18 protein-coding genes and 1 tRNA gene are annotated in these 17,929 nt (G+C 73.2%); 5 read left to right on the top strand and 14 right to left on the bottom strand.

What is annotated here, in order from left to right; genetic code table 11:
• Positions 1-72: 72 nt before the first annotated feature.
• The gene (locus IFT73_RS17120; protein WP_192168666.1) at positions 73-1,653 is read left to right on the top strand and encodes an AMP-binding protein; all 1,581 of its coding nucleotides are present in this window, start codon (positions 73-75) and stop codon (positions 1,651-1,653) included.
• A 16-nt stretch (positions 1,654-1,669) separates the two neighbouring features.
• Here IFT73_RS17120 and IFT73_RS17115 read toward each other — a convergent pair whose 3' ends face one another.
• The 3 genes from IFT73_RS17115 to nemA form a co-directional block, all read right to left on the bottom strand.
• On the bottom strand, positions 1,670-2,461 hold the full coding sequence (locus tag IFT73_RS17115) for an adenylate/guanylate cyclase domain-containing protein (protein WP_197984345.1): 792 nt from the start codon (positions 2,459-2,461) through the stop codon (positions 1,670-1,672).
• Between the two features lie 389 nt (positions 2,462-2,850).
• Positions 2,851-3,387 carry a hypothetical protein gene (locus IFT73_RS17110; RefSeq protein WP_192168665.1) on the bottom strand — a complete coding sequence of 179 codons (537 nt, stop codon included), beginning with the start codon at positions 3,385-3,387 and terminating at the stop codon, positions 2,851-2,853.
• 108 nt (positions 3,388-3,495) lie between these two features.
• Positions 3,496-4,599 carry an N-ethylmaleimide reductase gene (gene nemA, locus IFT73_RS17105; RefSeq protein WP_192168664.1) on the bottom strand — a complete coding sequence of 368 codons (1,104 nt, stop codon included), beginning with the start codon at positions 4,597-4,599 and terminating at the stop codon, positions 3,496-3,498.
• A gap of 109 nt (positions 4,600-4,708) precedes the next feature.
• Here nemA and IFT73_RS19690 point away from each other — a divergent pair, with 109 nt between their 5' ends.
• Together IFT73_RS19690 and IFT73_RS17095 are read left to right on the top strand one after the other, a co-directional pair.
• Complete coding sequence (locus IFT73_RS19690; RefSeq protein WP_192168663.1) at positions 4,709-6,970, top strand: bifunctional diguanylate cyclase/phosphodiesterase; 2,262 nt, start codon at positions 4,709-4,711, stop codon at positions 6,968-6,970.
• The gene (locus IFT73_RS17095) at positions 6,967-8,157 is read left to right on the top strand and encodes an acyl-CoA dehydrogenase family protein (protein WP_192168662.1); all 1,191 of its coding nucleotides are present in this window, start codon (positions 6,967-6,969) and stop codon (positions 8,155-8,157) included. Before IFT73_RS19690 ends, IFT73_RS17095 begins: the two co-directional genes overlap by 4 nt.
• Positions 8,158-8,172: 15 nt before the next feature.
• On the opposite strand, the gene IFT73_RS17090 is transcribed toward IFT73_RS17095, so the two are convergent.
• Both IFT73_RS17090 and IFT73_RS17085 read right to left on the bottom strand, forming a co-directional pair.
• The gene (locus IFT73_RS17090; protein WP_192168661.1) at positions 8,173-8,337 is read right to left on the bottom strand and encodes a hypothetical protein; all 165 of its coding nucleotides are present in this window, start codon (positions 8,335-8,337) and stop codon (positions 8,173-8,175) included.
• Positions 8,338-8,430: 93 nt separating this feature from the next.
• Positions 8,431-8,517 (bottom strand) — tRNA-Ser (locus tag IFT73_RS17085).
• A 63-nt stretch (positions 8,518-8,580) separates the two neighbouring features.
• On the opposite strand from IFT73_RS17085, the gene IFT73_RS17080 reads away from it, so the two are divergent.
• Positions 8,581-9,210 (top strand): nucleoside/nucleotide kinase family protein, encoded by a 630-nt coding sequence (locus IFT73_RS17080; protein ID WP_192168660.1) that lies wholly within the window; start codon positions 8,581-8,583, stop codon positions 9,208-9,210.
• Here IFT73_RS17080 and IFT73_RS17075 read toward each other — a convergent pair.
• The 9 genes from IFT73_RS17075 to IFT73_RS17035 form a co-directional block, all read right to left on the bottom strand.
• Positions 9,200-10,252, bottom strand: coding sequence for a hypothetical protein (locus tag IFT73_RS17075; protein WP_192168659.1), 1,053 nt, complete (start codon positions 10,250-10,252; stop codon positions 9,200-9,202). The two genes, IFT73_RS17080 and IFT73_RS17075, sit on opposite strands and share 11 nt — an antisense overlap.
• Positions 10,253-10,352: 100 nt before the next feature.
• Positions 10,353-10,958: a CE1759 family FMN reductase gene (locus IFT73_RS17070; RefSeq protein ID WP_192168658.1), complete on the bottom strand. Its 606-nt coding sequence runs from the start codon at positions 10,956-10,958 to the stop codon at positions 10,353-10,355.
• Entirely contained in the window at positions 10,955-12,049 is a 1,095-nt protein-coding gene (locus tag IFT73_RS17065; RefSeq protein ID WP_056609834.1) for an LLM class flavin-dependent oxidoreductase, read from the bottom strand. The genes IFT73_RS17070 and IFT73_RS17065 overlap by 4 nt, the downstream gene beginning before the upstream one ends.
• An 87-nt stretch (positions 12,050-12,136) precedes the next feature.
• A complete protein-coding gene (locus tag IFT73_RS17060) occupies positions 12,137-12,913 on the bottom strand; it encodes an SDR family NAD(P)-dependent oxidoreductase (protein WP_192168657.1) in 777 nt (258 codons plus the stop codon).
• Between the two features lie 24 nt (positions 12,914-12,937).
• Positions 12,938-14,023, bottom strand: coding sequence for a GNAT family N-acetyltransferase (locus IFT73_RS17055; RefSeq protein WP_192168656.1), 1,086 nt, complete (start codon positions 14,021-14,023; stop codon positions 12,938-12,940).
• 11 nt (positions 14,024-14,034) lie between these two features.
• The gene (locus IFT73_RS17050) at positions 14,035-15,006 is read right to left on the bottom strand and encodes an MsnO8 family LLM class oxidoreductase (RefSeq protein ID WP_192168655.1); all 972 of its coding nucleotides are present in this window, start codon (positions 15,004-15,006) and stop codon (positions 14,035-14,037) included.
• Positions 15,003-16,028, bottom strand: a complete 1,026-nt coding sequence (locus IFT73_RS17045) for an NADPH:quinone reductase (protein ID WP_192168654.1) — start codon at positions 16,026-16,028, stop codon at positions 15,003-15,005. The genes IFT73_RS17050 and IFT73_RS17045 overlap by 4 nt, the downstream gene beginning before the upstream one ends.
• A gap of 67 nt (positions 16,029-16,095) precedes the next feature.
• Complete coding sequence (locus IFT73_RS17040) at positions 16,096-16,527, bottom strand: nucleoside deaminase (RefSeq protein WP_192168703.1); 432 nt, start codon at positions 16,525-16,527, stop codon at positions 16,096-16,098.
• Between the two features lie 14 nt (positions 16,528-16,541).
• Positions 16,542-17,009, bottom strand: a complete 468-nt coding sequence (locus IFT73_RS17035) for a tRNA adenosine deaminase-associated protein (protein ID WP_056604783.1) — start codon at positions 17,007-17,009, stop codon at positions 16,542-16,544.
• Between the two features lie 113 nt (positions 17,010-17,122).
• Here IFT73_RS17035 and upp point away from each other — a divergent pair, with 113 nt between their 5' ends.
• A complete protein-coding gene (gene upp / locus IFT73_RS17030) occupies positions 17,123-17,764 on the top strand; it encodes a uracil phosphoribosyltransferase (RefSeq protein ID WP_192168653.1) in 642 nt (213 codons plus the stop codon).
• Positions 17,765-17,929: the final 165 nt, after the last annotated feature.

Here is a 17,929-nt window from a genome sequence, read left to right as displayed (position 1 = left end):
GCGCCCGTGGCGGTACCGTCCACACATGGCCGACGTGACGCAGGACACACCTGACGTCCCGGGCCGACGCCCGTGATCCCCCTCGCCGGGACGGTCATCGGCGCGCTGGACGCCGCCCTGTCGTCGCGCGTCGTCGCTCCCGTGGGTCCCCGCGCCGCCGTGGGGCTGGCCAAGGGCCTGGTGCGCCACCAGTCGTCGCCCGCGGTGCTGCTGGCGCACAGCGCGAGCCGGTGGCCCGACCGTCCGGCCGTCGTCGACGACCTCGGCACCGTCACGGCGCGCGAGCTCTACCAGCGCGTCCGGCTGCTCGCGGGCGTGCTGCACGCCCGGGGCATCGGTCGCGGCAGCACGATCGGGCTGCTGTGCCGCAACCACGCGGGATTCGTCGAGGCGGCCTTCGCGGCGATGTGGGTCGACGCCGACCTGGTGCTGCTGAACACCGACTTCGGCGCCGACCAGCTGGGCGACGTCGGCCGTCGCGAGGGGCTCGACCTGCTGGTGCACGACGCCGAGCTGCAGCGCGTCGTCACCCGGTCGGGCCTCGACGTCCCGACGCTGGTCAGCGACGGCCACGGCTCGGGCTCGGTCAGGGGGGCGTGCGACTTCGGGCACCCCGCACCGCCCAGCCGCCGTCACACCGGGCGGCTCGTGATCCTCACGTCCGGCACCACCGGCACGCCCCAGGGCGCACCGCGACGATCGCAGGGCGCGGCCTACGTCGGTCCGCTGAGCACGATGCTGCGGTCGATCGGTCTGCGCACCGGCGACCCCGTCCTGGTGCTGCCGCCGCTGTTCCACGGCCTGGGGCTGGCGTACCTCGTGATCGCGATCGCCCTCGGCTGCCCCGTCGTGCTGATGCGGCGCTTCGACGCCGAGGAGGCCCTGCGGGCCGTCGAGCGTCATCGGGTGCGCGTCATGTTCGCGGTGCCCGTCATGCTGCACCGCATGCTCGACGTGCCGGCGGCCGTCCGCGAGGGGCTCGACCTGGGCTCGCTGCACGCCGTCCCGTCCGGAGCGGCGCCGCTCAACCCCGTCCTGGCCGGACGCTTCATGGACGTGTTCGGCGACGTGCTGCTCAACATGTACGGCTCGACCGAGATCGGCTGGGCGACGCTCGCCGACCCGCACGACCTGCGCGCGGCACCCGGAACCGTCGGCCGACCCCTGCGAGGCGTGTCGGTCCGTGTCGTCGACGACGACGCACACGACGTGCCGACGGGCGCGGTCGGACGCGTCGTCGTGCGCAGCCCGATGACGGCGCCGTCGGGGGCGACCAGCAGTCGCGAGGTCGTCGACGGGCACGTCGGCACCGGCGACGTCGGGCACCTCGACGGGCACGGTCGTCTCTTCGTCGACGGTCGCGACGACGACATGATCGTGTCGGGCGGCGAGAACGTGTTCCCGGGCGAGGTCGAGGACCTGCTGCACGGACACCCCGGCATCCGCGACGTCATGGTGCACGGGGTCGACGACGAGCAGCACGGGCAGCGTCTGCGGGCCGTCGTCGTGCCGGAGCCGGACGGCGGCCCGTCCCCCGACGTGATCCGCGCGTACGTCCGCGACCGGCTCGCGCGGTTCAAGGTGCCGCGCGACGTCGAGCTGGTCGACGAGCTGCAGCGGTCGGCGACGGGCAAGGTCCGCCGGGGTCAGTGATGCCGGGCGGCGGGCGTCAGGCCCAGTCGACGAGGTGCAGGCGCTGCACGCCGGGGACGCCCTTGAGCTCGGCCTCGCGCACCTCGAGCACCGTGACCTCGTGGTCGCCGAGCGCGTCGACGACGGCCTCGCTCACCAGCACCTCGCCGCCGTCGGCCTGCGCCGCGACCCGGGCCGCGAAGGCCACGTTGCGGCCGAAGAGGTCGCCGTCACGGTGCACCGCCGACCCGCGGTGGGCGCCGATGCGCACCCGGACGCCCGCCAGCCGGCCGCGGCGCACGCCCGCCAGCGACCGCTCGATGTCGCACGCCGCCGCCACGGCCTGCGACGCCTCGGCGAAGGCCACCATGAAGCCGTCGCCCTGCGTCTTGATGACGTGGCCGCCCTGACGATCGATCGCCTTGGTGAGGAGACGGTCGTGCCGCGCGAGCAGCTGCACCCACCCGTTGTCGCCCAGACGGTGGTTGAGCTCGGTCGACCCCTCGATGTCGGAGAACATGATCGTGACGGTGCCGTCCGCGGCGGCGAGCCGCGCGAGGTCGGGGCGCTCGACGTCCGCCCACAGCGCCAGGTCGTCGATCGAGCTGCGGATGACGCCCTTGACGCCGTGGTCGCGCAGCTTGATCGCGGTGCCGACGACGCCGCGCACGGCCTCGGTGGGCGTCGGCACGGTCAGGCGTGGCCGCGACGACTGGTCCTCGAGCCACCGGACGCGTCGGCGGGCCCGGCCCAGCATCGCCCGCAGCACGACCACGAGCACCGCGAGGGCGCCGCACAGCGCTGCCAGGACGATCTCCAGGACGGACACAGCGCCACGCTAGCGCCTGGCGATGTGGCGCGCCGGACGATCGTGGGTCCACGCCGCGACGCTGTCGCACCGCCACCGATCCCGATGTTCAGCAGGTCAGCCTGCCCGGCGCGTGACGCGGGGCCGCCGATCGTTCACCGGACGTTGGCCCGAGGTTGCCGCACGCGTCATGCGGCGCCCGTACGGTGGAACACGAGTCGGAGGGCAGCACGGCCTCCGGTGCACGCAGAAGTCCCCGCCGTTACCGCTCCGGCCGGGGACTTCGGTGCGTCACGGGGTCTTCGACCCACGCGAGTGCTGCATTCCGGAGCCCGAGTGGTGCGGTCCGGACAGACACGCCGTCCCGGAATGTCCGGTCCGCACCACTCGCGAGTCCTGGGAGTCGGGGGCTACTCGGGGCCGGTGCTGTAGACGATGGGGTCGTCGTCGACGGGTGCGGCGGGCTCGTCGAGCACCGAGGCCGGCTTGGTCGGCCTGGCCTTCGGGGCCGGGGTCTTCTGGTCGACGGCCTTCTGGGCCTTCGTCGCGCCGGCCGCGGGCTTCTTGGGCGTCGCCTTCTTCGCCGGACCCTGACGTGCCGTGGCCCGCTTGGCCGTCGAGCGCGTCGCCGGGTTGGCGGTGGCCGGGGCGGGATCGGCGAGCGTCGTCGTGGCACCCGGGGTGGGCTCGGGCGCCGGCGCGGCCGGCTGGGTCACGGGGTCGGCCACGACCGAGGGCTTCGGCGGCGTGATGTCGACGACCGGTGCGACGTCCGTGGGCGCCGGCGCCGGCTCGTCCGGACGCCTGACCGGCTCGTCGTGCGCGCCGCTGCCGCCGGGCAGCACGCGGTGCAGCAGGCCGGTGGCGACGCCGACGCCGGTGCGCAGCACCACTCCGGCGAGCTGCTGGGTCAGGTGGAGGGGAAGCGTGACGAGGGTCGGGATCAACGGGTGCTCCAATGTCGGGGGTGGGAGTTCTCGTGGTCGTACCCACGACACCGGAGGTCACGCGGTCGGGACCGTCACGTCCTCCCCGTCACCGCGTCCCGTCCACCGTCAGGCGCTGTGCGCGGGGTAGTCGGTGTAGCCCTCGGCCCCGCCGCCGTAGAACGTCGCGGGGACGGGCTCGTTGAGCGGCAGGCCCTCGGCCAGGCGCAGCGGCAGGTCGGGGTTGGCGATGAACGGACGGCCGAACGCGACGGCGTCGACCAGGCCCGCCGCGATCAGCGTCTCGCCCTTCTCGGCGCTGTAGCCGCCCGCGCCGACGATGACGCCCGGGAACGCCTCGCGCAGCTCGCGCCGGAACGGCTCGTCGAGCGACGGGCCGCCGGCCCAGTCGGGCTCCGACAGGTGCAGGAACGCGAGGTCGCGCGACGCGAGCTGCGCCGCGACGTACAGCCCCATCTCGCCGCCCTCCGCGTCGTCCAGGCCGTTGAAGGTGCCCTTCGGCGAGATGCGGACGCCGACGTGCGCGGCGTCCCACTCCCCGATCACGGCGTCGACGACCTCGAGCAGCAGACGCGCGCGGTTCTCGAGCGATCCGCCGTGCTCGTCGTCGCGGTGGTTCGACTCGGCCGACATGAACTGGTGCAGCAGGTAGCCGTGGGCGGCGTGGATCTCGACGGCGTCGAAGCCGGCCTCGCGGGCGTTGCGCGTCGCGGCGCGGTAGTCGTCGACCAGGCGCGGCAGCTCGTCGGTGCGCAGGGCCCGGGGCGTGGGGCAGCTCACCCGCTGGGGGGTGCCGTCCTCGCCGCGCACCGTCGTGCGGTTGCGATAGGGCAGGGCGCTCGCCGAGACCGTCGGCTCGCCGCCGTGGAACGACTCGTGCGACACGCGGCCCACGTGCCACAGCTGCGCGGCGATGCGTCCGCCCGCGGCGTGCACGGCGTCCGTGACCCGGCGCCAGCCGGCGACCTGCTCGGCGCTGTGGATGCCCGGCGTGTCCATGTAGCCCTTGCCCTCGGGCGAGATCTGGGTGCCCTCCGAGACGATCAGACCCGCACCCGCGCGCTGCACGTAGTACTCGACCATCAGGTCGTTCGGCACGTCGCCGGGTGGGGTGGCGCGCATGCGCGTCAGCGGCGCCATGAGCACGCGGTTGGGCAGGTCGAGCGCCCCCACGCGCAGCGGGGTGTGCAGGACGTCGGGTGCAGAGGTCATGCGCCGAGCCTACGGAACGCCGCGTCGCGGCCTCCGTGAGCCGTTCCGTCCGACACAATGAGCCCATTCAGCCGCGGCGACGTCGCGGCGGGGCCGGTGAGGAGACGCCGTGAGGTCTGGGTGGCGGGTGTACGCGGCCGCGTCGACGACCGTCGCCGTCGTCTACCTCGCGATGCCGTCGGGCACCCCGGCCGACCTGCTGTACCTGGCGGTCGGCCTGTCGTGCGTCGCGGCGATCGTGCTCGGCGCCGCCCGCAACCGGCCCTCGACGGCGACGCCGTGGTTGCTGCTGGCGGCCGGACAGGGCGCATGGGTCACCGGTGACGTGGTCTACGGCGGGCTCGCGGCCGACGGCAGCACGCCGTACCCGTCGCTCGCGGACGTCCCGTACCTCGCGTCGTACCCCCTGCTCGCCGGCGGCATCGTCCTGCTGATGCGCACGCAGCGCCGCACCCGCGACCTCGCCGGGGTCGTCGACACCGCGATCATCACGGTGGGCTTCGGGCTGCTGTCGTGGTCGTTCATCGCGGGGCCGCTGATCGAGGACCGCACGACGACACAGCTCGGTCTCGTGGTCGCGATCGCCTACCCCGCCGCCGACATCGTCCTGCTGGCCCTGGTGCTGCGCCTCATGACGGGGCAGCACACGTGGAGCCCCGCGTTCCTGCTCCTGGTGTCCGCCACCGGCACGTCCGTGGCGGCCGACACGATGTTCGCGGCGTCCGCGGGCAGCCACGCCGGATCGTCGGCCGTCATCGAAGCCTTCTGGCTGGGCTCGTACGTCCTGTGGGGCGCGGCCGCCCTGCACCCCGACATGGTCACCCTGACCCGTCCGGCGCCCCGGGGGCCGACGCCGTTCACGCTGGGACGCCTGGGGGTGCTCGCGACCGTCGTGCTGCTCCCGGCCGCACTGCTGGCCAGTCGCGAGCTCGTCGGCGTGCCCGTCGACCCGACGACCCTGGTGGTGGCCTCGGCGGTGCTGGCGTTGCTCGCGATGGGCCGCATGGCCTGCGACATCGACGAGATCCGGGCGACGGCGCACCAGCGCGACTCGCTGCGCGACGACCTGTTCGACCGCGCCACGACCGATCCCGTCACCGGTGTGGCCAACCGGCCGTTCGTCCTGCAGCAGATCTCCGCCGCGCTCGAGCGGGGGGTGCGCGACGGCACCCCGTCGGCGCTCGTCGACGTCCACCTCGGCGGGGTGGCGCGGATCCTCGAGGACATGGGCTTCGACCACCGCGACGACACCCTGCACGCCGTCGCCCGACGGATCGAGCAGGTGCTGGCGGCCGACGACGTCCTCGCCCGCGTCGGGCCGGAGGAGCTCGTCGTGCTCGTCGAGCGGCTCACGCCGTCGTCCGACCTGGCCGGGCTGGCCCGCGACATCGTGCGGACGGTCGACACGCCCCTGCTGATCGGCGGTCGGCAGGTCGGCGTCTCCGCCGCCGTCGGCATCTCGGTCAGCCTGGACGGCAGCACCGACGCCGACGACCTCCTGCACCAGGCGCGCCTCGCCGCCCGCCGGGCCCGGTCGAGCGGGTCCGAGCGCATCGAGTTCTTCGACGCGACGCTGCGCCAGGAGGAGGCCGACCGCCTCGACGTCGAGACGGGGCTGGTCGAGGCCCTCGCCACGGGCGGTCTCGAGATCCACTACCAACCCGTCGTCGGGGTGCGCACCGAGGTCGTCGACGGCTACGAGGCCCTCGTCCGCTGGGACCGACCGGGCCACGGCCTGCTGCTGCCCGACACCTTCATCCCGGTCGCCGAACGGTCCGACCTCGTGTGCGAGCTGGGCCGCTGGGTGCTGCACGAGGCGACCCGCCAGCTGGTCGACTGGACGCGCGGCGACCCCATCGGCGCCGGCGGCCTGACCGTCGCGGTCAACGTGTCGGGCCGCCACCTGGCCTCCGGCACGATCGTCGACGACGTCGCCGATGCCTTGCGCGCGTCGGGCCTGGCGCCCCACCGGCTCACGGTCGAGGTCACCGAGACGGTCCTCGTCGACGAGCCGCGCGCGACCCTGCACATGGCGGCGCTGCGCAGCATGGGCGTCAGCGTCGGCATCGACGACTTCGGGACGGGGTACACCTCGATCGCCCGGATGCGCTCCCTGCCGGCCGACGTCGTCAAGATCGACCGGAGCCTGGTCGCCTCGACCGAGCAGGGCGCGAGCGAGCTGCTCGCGCTGGTCGTGCACGCCGCCCACGCGTGCGGACTGCTCGTCGTGGCCGAGGGCGTCGAGCAGCGGCACCAGCTGGACGCCCTGCGTGGGCTCGCGTGCGACTCCGCGCAGGGTTATCTTTTCTCGCGCCCCCTGGCAGCAGATCTCGTCCCGCACCGCAGCGGCACACCGAAGGAGCTCGCATGAGCACCGCGCCCACGAAGCGAACGTTCAGCCCGGCCGATCCCGCCAACATCGACGCGGTCCTCACGCAGCAGGAGCGCGACGTGCGCGACGCCGTCCGCCGCTTCTGCGACGACCGCGTCGAGCCGCACGTCGCGACGTGGTTCGAGGACGGCGAGCTGCCCGTCGTCCGCGAGCTGGCGGTCGAGCTCGGGACGCTCGGCGTGCTCGGCATGCACCTCGACGGCTACGGCTGCCCCGGCATGACGGCCACCGAGTACGGGCTCGCGTGCCTCGAGCTCGAGGCGACCGACTCGGGGCTGCGGTCGCTGGTGTCGGTGCAGGGCTCGCTCGCGATGTTCGCGATCCACCACTGGGGCTCGGAGGAGCAGAAGAACCAGTGGCTGCCCGAGATGGCCGCCGGTCGTGCGATCGGCTGCTTCGGCCTGACCGAGCCCGACTCGGGCTCCGACCCCGTCTCGATGCGCAGCCGCGCCCGCCGCGACGGCGACGACTGGGTGCTCGACGCCCGCAAGATGTGGATCACGAACGGCTCGGTCGCCGACGTCGCCGTGGTGTGGGCACAGACCGACGAGGGCGTCCGCGGGTTCGTCGTCCCGACCGACACCCCCGGCTTCTCGGCTCCCCTGATCAAGCACAAGATGTCGCTACGCGCCTCGGTGACCAGCGAGCTCGTGCTCGAGGGCGTCCGCCTGCCGGCCGATGCCGTCCTGCCCGAGGTCGTGGGGCTCAAGGGGCCGCTGACGTGCCTCAACGAGGCCCGCTACGGCATCGTGTGGGGCTCGATGGGCGCCGCGCGCGCGTCGCTGCAGTGCGCCCTGGAGTACGCCGGGCAGCGCACCCAGTTCGGCCGGCCGATCGCCGGCTTCCAGCTGACGCAGGCCAAGCTCGCCGACATGACGCTCGAGGTCGTCAAGGGCACCCTGCTGGCGCTGCACCTCGGTCGCGCCAAGGACGCCCACGGCCTGCTGCCGGTCGAGGTCAGCCTCGGCAAGCTCAACAACGTCCGCGAGGCCCTCGACGTCTGCCGCACCGCCCGCACGATCCTCGGCGCCAACGGCATCAGCCTGGAGTACCCGGTCATCCGGCACATGAACAACCTCGAGTCGGTCCTGACCTACGAGGGGACGTCCGAGATGCACGCCCTCTCGATCGGCCAGGCCCTCACCGGCATCCCCGCGTTCCGGTAGGGCGACACCGGACGCTCAGAAGTCGCCGGACCCCGTGACGAGCAGGACGACGGAGAAGATCCCGACGAGGATCGCCGCGACGGCGGCCGCCAGCGCGCACACCGCCAGCACGAGCGAGATCCAGTCTCGCCGGCCCGGCAGGACACGTCGCCATCGACCGAGGCGTTCTGTGAAGGTCACGACCAGACGATAGCCGCGACGGGGACGGCCCGAACGACGAGCAAGGCCCCCGTCCTCGCCGAGGAATCGGCGGGAACGGGGGCCCTCATCGTGCGGTGGCGGTGGGATTTGAACCCACGGTGGGCGTGAACCCACACAACATTTCGAGTGTTGCACCTTCGGCCGCTCGGACACGCCACCGCCGAGTACCTTACCCGAGGCCTGCCGAGGCGCCGAACCCGCGTCCTGCGCGACAATGGCGAGGTGCAGACCTCCACGATCGACGAGCTCGTCGGACGCGCCGCCGGGCTCGTCACCCCAGGGCGCCGCGCCGTCCTCGGCCTCTGCGGCGCACCCGGCGTCGGCAAGTCGTCGCTGGCCGTCGCGGTGGTCAAGAAGCTCCGCGCGACCGGGGTCGAGGCCGTCCACGTGCCGATGGACGGCTTCCACCTCGCGGACGTCGCGCTGGTCGAGCGGGGCCTGCTCGACCGCAAGGGGGCGATCGAGACGTTCGACGGCCACGGGTACCTCGCGCTGCTGCGACGCATCCGCGACGACCGCGACCACGACGTGCTCGCGCCGACGTTCGAGCGCGAGCTCGAGCAGCCGATCGCCGGGGCCATCACCGTGCCGCCCGCCGCGACGATCGTCGTGACCGAGGGCAACTACCTGCTCGACGAGACCGAGCCGTGGCTCGAGGCACGGTCCGTCATGGACGCGGTGTGGTTCGTCGACCTCGACGACGACCGTCGCCGTTCGCGCCTGGTCGGCCGGCACGTCAAGCACGGGAAGACCAAGGCCGAGGCGCAGGCCTGGGTCGACACGGTCGACGAGCCCAACGCGCAGCGCGTCATCGCCCGCCGCGGTCAGGCCGACCTGGTCGTCAGGGTGTGACCCACGGGTCGACGTCGACCCCGAACACCCAGCGACGCCCGGGCCACTCCGTGAGCGACCACACCTGACGGCGCTGCGGCCAGTGGGCGATGTCCTCGGGGCCCGTCGGCAGCACGCCGCGGTGCCGGTGCAGGTGCCCCGGTCGCCCTACCCACAGGTCGCCCGGGCGCCCCTCCCCGGCGCTCGCCGTCACGACCCACGTGTCGCCGACCAGCGTGGCGCCCTGCATGCGGGGCTGCCCGTCGTGCAGCTCGGCGGCCGTCGACCGACCGTGCTCGTCGCAGCTCAGCAGCCGGGTGTCGCGGTCGAGCGGGTAGCGGACGAGCCGGTGGGTCGGGCTGTCCTTCGTCCCGTACTCGCCGGCGACGAGGCTGTCGGTCTCGGCCCCGCGGTCGAGCGACAGGAACGAGTACGTCAGCGGCGCGTGATCGGCGTCCTGCTCCGCGGCGTAGGCCGACGCCTGTGGCAGGACGTAGCGGTAGCCGCGCGAGCGCACCCGGTTGCGGACGTGCGTGAGGTCGTCGAGCCGGAACACCCTGACGCCCGCCCCGCTGCCGGCGACGAAGAGGTGGTCGCCGTACCAGACGATGCCGCCGGCGTGCACCCGTACGGGCCGCAGCAGGTGCACCGGCCCGACCCGCACGGGCTCGACCAGCAGCACGTGGCGGTACGTCGGCGCGGGCCCGTCGACGTCCGCGACGACCGTGATGCGCGAGCCCAGCAATCGCCGCGCGAACCTGCCGTGGGCGTACCAGCTCGTCAGCAGCACCCCGCGCCCGTCGACCGTGCCGGACGACTCGTCGTGACCGTAGGCGTCGGCGGACGTCGTGATGCCCTGAGGCCACCAGCGGTCGGTCGCGGCGTCGCGGGCGTCCCACACGAAGCCCTCGGTCGCCGCCTCGCCCGGCACCTCGACGCGCCGGCCCGTGCGGTTGGTGTCGGCCAGGACGGCCCGCAGGCCGACCCGCCGGAAGCCCCGCCCCAGTTCGCGCAGCGGTCCGAGCGCGGCGAGACGGAACCGGGAGGCGAGGTCGTCGGGCACGGATCCACCCTAGGCGGGCCGCGACCATCCGCGATCCGTGACGCTCACGGCGTCACGGACCGGGGATGACGCCGTAGGCGTCACAGATTGCGCGGCCGGGTCAGGCCCTGGGGCCCTCGGCGATCGAGCGGAACGTCTCGCTGAACAGGTCGAACTCGTCGTCCCTCGACCGTCCCGTGCCGGTGCCCTTGAGCAGGCTCGCCAGCTCGCCGGTGGCCCGCTCGATGCGCTGCTCGAGCGCCGGCGCGCCCTCGGAGCCCCAGTCGTGCGTCGACGCGAACACGCCGGTCGGCACGACGAGCGCCTGCAGATAGGCGAACAGCGGTCGCAGGGAGTGGTCGATCGCGAGCGAGTGCCGGGCCGTGCCGGCCGTAGCCGCGAGCAGGACGGGCTTGCCGATCACGGCATCGGTGTCGATGACGTCGAAGAACGACTTGAACAGCCCCGGGTACGACGCCTTGTAGATCGGCGTCGCGACGATCAGCCCGTCGGCAGCGGTCACCTTGTCGAGGACGTCCTGCAGCCGCGGCGAGGCGAAGCCCGTCAGGGTCGCGTCGACGACGTCGTGCGCCAGCTCGCGCAGCGTGACGACCTCGACGGACACGTCGGCCGCCTGCCGGCCCAGCGACTCGACGAGCCGGTCGGCGAGCAGCCGCGTGCTCGACGTCTCGCTGAGGCCCGCGGTGATCGCGACGACGGTGGTCATGCGTCGGCCTTCGCGAGCGCCGCGTCGCGCGCGGCGACCCGGTTGGCGTGGGTCGGCGCGTCGGGCACGCCCGCGGGGCGCCGGGCGTCGAACTCGGCCCGCAGCGTCGGCAGGATCTCGCCCAGCAGGTCGAGCTGCTCGAGGACGGTCTTGAGCGGCAGGCCCGCGTGGTCGACGAGGAACATCTGGCGCTGGTAGTCGCCGAAGTAGTCGGCGAACGCCAGCGTCTTCTCGATGACCTCCTGCGGGCTGCCGACGACGAGCGGCGTCTGCGCCTGGAAGTCCTCCAGCGACGGCCCGTGCCCGTAGACCGGGGCGTTGTCGAAGTAGGGACGGAACTCGTTGACGGCGTCCTGGCTGTTCCTGCGCATGAAGAACTGGCCGCCGAGGCCCACGATCGCCTGCTCCGGCGTGCCGTGCCCGTAGTGCTCGTAGCGCTGCCGGTAGAAGTTGATCAGCCGGATGTAGTGCTCCTTGGGCCAGAAGATGTTGTTCGCGAAGTAGCCGTCGCCGTAGTACGCGGCGATCTCGGCGACCTCGGGCGTGCGGATCGAGCCGTGCCACACGAACGGCGAGACGCCGTCGAGCGGTCGCGGGATCGACGTGAAGCCCTGCAGCGGCGTGCGGAACCTGCCCTCCCAGTTGACGACGTCCTCGTCCCAGAGGCGGCGCAGCAGCTGGTAGTTCTCGATCGTGAGCTCGACGCCCTTCGAGGGGTCCTTGCCGAACCACGGGTAGACCTGGCCGGTGTTGCCGCGGCCCAGGACGAGGTCGGCGCGACCGTCCGACAGGTGCTGCAGGGTCGCGTAGTCCTCGGCCATCTTGACGGGGTCGTTGGTCGTGATGTGCGCGATCGACGTCGACAGGATGATGCGCTCGGTCTGCGCGGCGATGAACGCGTGCAGGGTGCTGATGGCCCCGGGGACGAAGCCGGAGTCGTGGTGCTCGCCGACCGCGAAGACGTCGCCGCCGATGTCCTCGACCTTCTTGGCGATCGTGACCAGCGCCTTGAGCTTCTCGTTCTCGGTCGGGATCGCTCCGTCGGTCGGGTCGACCGTCAGGTCGCCGACGCTGAAGATGCCGAACTGCATGCTGTTGCCGCCCATGTCGAACTCCTCCGCCACGCCCTCGGTGGCTTGTTTAAACTTCAACTAGATTAGCATGTCCGGTATTCCCCGCTACTCGACGTGCGGCTGGCCCGTCGACGCGCTCGTCCCGCCGTCGACCGCCAGCGTGGCACCCGTGATGTAGGCGGCGTCGTCGCTCGCGAGGAACAGCACCGCCGGCGCGACGTCGTCCGGCCGGCCCGGACGTCCCAGGGCGACGCGGTTGGTGAACTTCGCGATGAGCGCCTCGTCCTCCGTCATCCCCTCGGTGATCGGCGTGATCGTGAACGCGGGTGCCACCGAGTTCAGGCGCACGCCGCGGCTGCCGTAGTCGAGCGCGAGCGACTCGATGAAGTTGCGGACCGCCGCCTTGCTCGCGTTGTAGAGCGACTGGCCCCAGTCGCCGCGCAGCGCCGACACCGACGAGACGCCCACGAGGTTGCCGCCGGTCTTCTCCAGCTCGGGCAGGGCGTGCAGCGCGAGGTGCACGAACCCGTCGATGTTCGTGGTGCGGATCTGCTCCCAGTGCTCGCCGGCGGTCTCGGTGAACTCGCCGCTCGCGAACGCCGCAGCGTTGTTGACCACGACGTCGAGCCGGCCGAAGTGCTCGACCACGGCCGCCACGAGCGCCTTCGCGTCGTCGGGGTCGCCGATGTCGGAGACCACGGCGAGCGTCCGGTCGTCCGGCCGGCCCTCGAGGGTCTCGCGCAGCTTGTCCTCGCGGCGGCCCGAGATCGCGACGTTGGCGCCGTTGTCGAGGAAGGCCAGCGCGATCGCTCGGCCGATGCCGGTCCCACCTCCGGTGACGAGGACGGTCCGGCCGGCGAAGTCGTACGAGTTGTGGGTCATGCCCGGTTCAACGAGCCGCGGACGTCAACCATTCCGGGCCACCACGTCTCGGAGCAGGTGCTTCTGCCAGCCGGCCTCGCGGCCGACCTCCCGGAATCCCAGCTGCTCGTTGACGTCGAGCATCGGCCGGTTCTCCTCGGCGTTCCAGGTGACGACGGCCTCGACCGCGGGGAACGCCGCCACGAGCTGATCGGCATTGGCCCTCTTGAGCCGCATCCCCAGACGACGACCGCGGTGATCGCTCAGCACCAGCGTGTCCTCCTGCACCGCGACCACGTCCCCCGCCGACACCACGATCTCCGTGAAACCCGCCAGGACGCCCGACGAGGCGTGCCGGGCGGCCGCCGTCAGCATCGTCCGGCCGCTCGACGCGATGCGGTCGTCGTGCTCGCGGACCCGGTCGCCGTCCCACGGGTCGGCCACCGCCACCATCCCGGCCGACGGGGCGTCAGTGCTCATGCGGGTGCGCAGCGCCGCCAGCTGGTCGACCCACTCGTCCGGCGTCGGCCCGGCCCACGTCAGCAACCGGTAGTCGTCGTCGAGGTCCGGCACCTCGGACGACCCGCCAGCCCGCAGCCGGTCCGCGGCGAGCAGGCTGATGCGGCTCACCTGCTCCAGCGCGTAGCCGTGCGCCTGCAGGAAACGGACTCCCGGGTCGTCCGCCGGCAGGTCGCCGAAGCCGGTCGGCGGCTCGACGCGCTCGCCCCCGTCACGCACCGAGTGCGCGACGGCCACCTTAAGCACCGGCGCGCCGGCGTCGGTGGCGGCCGCCTCGGCTGCGGCGAGCAGCGCCGTCCCGACGCCACGACGTCGGTGGATCGGCAGCACGTCGACCATCAGGTGCGCCCCGGCCTCGGGCGTCAGCGGACGCGTGGTGATCATCGCGCGCCCGACCAGTGCGCCGCCGTCGCGCGCCACGAGGTGCCGGCGCACCCGGGTGGGGGTGCTGACGTACTCCGAGAGCATCTCCTGCGGCTCCATCACCAGCAGGTCGGTGCCCAGCGTGTGCGACTCGACGCCGTTGCACAGCGCGGCGTACTCCGCGAACGCGTGGCCGCCCGGGCCGTCCAGCGCATCGGGCATCGCCAGCTCGTCGATCGTGAGGCTCATGCGGCCCGACGCTACGTCACGATCTCCCGCAGGGCCGCGTCGGACGCGAGCAGGTCGGCGCGGTCGAACGTCGACGTCGACGCCATCAGCTCGTCGGCCCCCGTGCGCGCGACGATGTCGTCGAGCAGGCCGCGGACGGTCGCCGGCGAGCCCGCGACGGCCTGGTCGAGCGACCTCTCGACACGCTTGGTCAGCTGCGCACCCCACGACTGGGCGCGGATCGACGCGACGGGCTCGAGCGGCGGGAACTCGCCGGTCTGCCGTGACCGCGCCATGGCCCACGCCTCGGGCAGCGCGAGCTCGCGGGCCGTCGCGTCGTCGTCCGCGACGTGCACGTCGAGCGAGATCGTGACGTACGGATCGGCGGCCATCGGGCTCGGCCGGAAGTCGCGCCGGTACGCCGCGATCGCCTCGGCACCCTCGTCGGTGTGCAGGACCGGACCACCGACGACGACGGGGAGCCCGAGCCGCGCGGCGATCGACAGGCCCCGCCCGGTCGCCAGCAACGACATCGGCACCGACGTCGTCGCGACGGGATGCGCCGTCACGGCGGCGTCGCCGTCGAGCAGACGTCGCAGCTCCGTCACGTCCGCCTCGAACGTGTCGGTCGCGTCGAGGTCGGCCCGCAGTGCCTCGCGGACGGGCGCGGTGAAGCCCACCGACCGCCCGACGCCGAGGTCGATGCGGCCGGGGTGCAGCGCCTCGAGCATCAGGAACTGCTCGGCGACCACGAGCGGCTGGTGGTTCGGCAGCATGACGCCGCCCGAGCCGAGCCGGATGCGGGACGTCCGCGCGCCGATCGACGCCAGCAGCACCGGCGGCGAGCCGCTCGCGATGCCCGGGACGGCGTGGTGCTCGGCGACCCAGAAGCGGTCGTAGCCGAGGCGCTCGGCCTCGACCGCGCGCTCGACCGATCCCGTCAGCCCCTCGGCCTCGGGGCGACCGTCCCGCGTCCGCGACCGGTCGAGCAGCGAGAGCCTCACTCCGCCGACACGTCGATCAACACCTTGCCGACGACGCTGTCCTCGACCGCGGCGTGCGCGTCGGCGGTCCGCTCGAGCGGGAAGCGGACGAGCGGCAGGCCGGCGTCCTCGCCGACCGGCAGCGCGCCGTCCTGCAGCGCCGCGGTCACGTCCTCCGCGGCGTTGCGCAGGGCCGCCGGGTCGAGCGTGTAGAGCAGCAGGAACTGGTAGCGGATGTTGAGCACGAACGTCTGCACGACGTCGAGCTCGACGGTGTCGCCGCCGTTGTTGGCGTAGACCGCGACGGTGCCGCCGTTCTTGATGACGGCCTGGTTCAGGCGGGCGTTGACCGCCGGCGACACCTCGACGACGATGTCGACGCCGTCGGGCGCGACGGCCCTGATCCTGTCGGCGGTGTCGCCCGCGGTGTAGTCGATCGCGTGGTGGGCGCCGGCCGCCGTCGCGAGCGCGGCCTTCTCGTCGCTGCTGATCGTCGTGACGACCGTGGCGCCCGCCCACCGGGCGAGCTGGATCGCGGCGTGCCCGACCGCTCCCGCGCCGCCGGCGACCAGCACCGTCCGGCCCTCGAGCGCACCGGGCGACAGGCGGATCGGGCCGCCGTCGGCGACCGTCAGCGCGCGGTGCGCCGTCACGGCCGGGACGCCCAGCGAGGCGCCGACGTCGTGCGAGATGCCGTCGGGCAGGCGGACGACGCGGTCGGCCGGCACGACGGTCAGCTCCTGGGCCGTCCCCGTCGGACGTCCGTGCGCCGCGAGCTGCACCCACACGCGGTCGCCGACCGCGAGGCCCTCGACACCCGCGCCGACGGCGTCGACGACGCCGGAGCCGTCCTGGTTGGGCACGACCTCGGCGAACGGGGTCGGCTGGCCCGGGTCGGCCGCGCGCGACTTCCAGTCCGTCGGGTTGACGCCCGACACGACGACCCGCACGCGCACCTCGCCGTCACCCGGCTCTCCCGGCTCCCGCTCGACGAGCTCGAGGACGGACGGGTCACCGGTCTGGCTGTACACGATTGCTCTCATGCTCAAGTGCAACGTCGACGCCGCGTGGTTGTTCCACCGGTGCCCCGATTCCACGGGCCCGTGGTGCTCAGCGGTGGGTGGCGAAGAAGGCCCGCAGCAGCTCGGACGACTCCGCGGCCCGGACGCCGCTGACGACCTCGGGCCGGTGGTTGAGCCGCCGGTCGCGCACGACGTCCCACAGCGACCCGACCGCACCGGCCTTGTCGTCGAACGCCCCGAAGACCAGCCGGTCGAGGCGCGACGCGACGATCGCCCCCGCGCACATCGTGCACGGCTCGAGCGTCACGACGAGCGTGCAGCCCTCGAGCCGCCACTCGCCCCTCGCCGCCGCGGCCTCGCGGATCGCGACGACCTCGGCGTGGCCCGTCGGGTCGCCGTCGCGCTCGCGGGTGTTGCGCCCGCGCCCGATCACGGCGCCCGAGGCGTCGACGACGAGGGCGCCGACGGGCACGTCACCGTCGACGACGGCCTGCCGGGCGAGCTCGAGCGCCTCGCCCATCCAGAGGTCGCGACTCACCCGAGGACGGCCTCGAGCTCGCCACCGAACCCCAGACGTCCGGCCACGTCGAGCAGGATGTCGTCGGGGTAGAGGTCGTCGTCGTCGCACAGCTCGTCGAGGTCGGACGCCGTCATGCCGAGGTCGCTCAGGATCCCGAGGTCGCCCACCGCGTGCGGGTCGTCGGAGTCGGCGAGGGGCGGGAGGTCGAGCAGGTCGGCCACGCCGCCCGCCAGCGGCCAGTCGTCGATCGCCGTGACGTCCGACAGCATGACCCTGACCTGGGTGCCCGAGCGCCGCACGATGACGAAGAAGTCGTCGTTCATCGACACCAGCCCCAGCACCCCGACGTCGGACGGGAAGCGGCCCAGGGCGTCGCTGAGGTCGTCGACGTCCTCACCCAGGCGCGGGTTGAGCTCGACGACCTGCCACTGCCCCTCGTCGTGGTAGGCGGCGACGGCGAAGTCGACATCGTCCTCGGCCATGGTGTGCCTCTCGTGAGGGAAGGTCTCCCCGGTGGGGAACGTCTTCCCTGCGATGGTGACAGACCTCCCCTCGCCGCCGCCAGCCCCGGCCCCCGCACCACTAGGCTCGGGGCATGCACGTACACGTCGCCGACCACCCGCTGATCTCGCACAAGCTCACGCTGCTGCGCGACGAGAGCACCGACTCCCCGACGTTCCGGCGTCTGGCGGACGAGCTCGTGACCCTGTTGGCGTACGAGGCGACGCGCGAGGTGCGGGTCGAGGCCGTCGACGTCAAGACGCCCGTCGCGATGGCGCGCGGCGTCCGGCTCAGCGACCCGCGGCCCCTGGTCGTGCCGATCCTGCGGGCCGGGCTCGGCATGCTCGAGGGCATGCAGCGCCTGCTGCCGACGGCCGAGGTCGGCTTCCTCGGCATGGTGCGCAACGAGGAGACGTTCGACCCGGTCACGTACGCCGAGCGTCTGCCCGACGACCTGACCGGACGCCAGTGCTACGTGCTCGACCCGATGCTCGCGACGGGCGGCTCGCTGGCGGCGGCCATCCACTTCCTGGTCAAGCGCGGCGCCGACCACATCACGGCCGTGACGCTGCTCGCGGCGCCCGAGGGCGTCGAGCGCATCGAGGCCGAGCTGGCCGACCTCGACATCCCCGTGACGCTCGTGACGGCCGGGCTCGACGAGAAGCTCAACGAGCTGGGCTACATCGTCCCGGGCCTCGGCGACGCCGGCGACCGCCTCTACGGCGTCGTCGGCTGACACCTCGCCCCCCGTTCGCCAGGGAGCGAAGCTGGGGTACCACCCCCTCGTTCGCCAGGGAGCGCAGCGACCGTGAGGGCGAAGCCCGAGGCGCACCACAGCAATCAGGCCTGCGTCACGTCGCCTCGCTTCGCTCACGGTCGGCCGCAAGCGGCCTCCCTGGCG

Source organism: Aeromicrobium sp. CFBP 8757 (assembly GCF_014841755.1).
Taxonomy (GTDB): Bacteria; Actinomycetota; Actinomycetes; order Propionibacteriales; family Nocardioidaceae; genus Aeromicrobium.
This window is presented reverse-complemented; position numbering and strand designations above follow the sequence as displayed.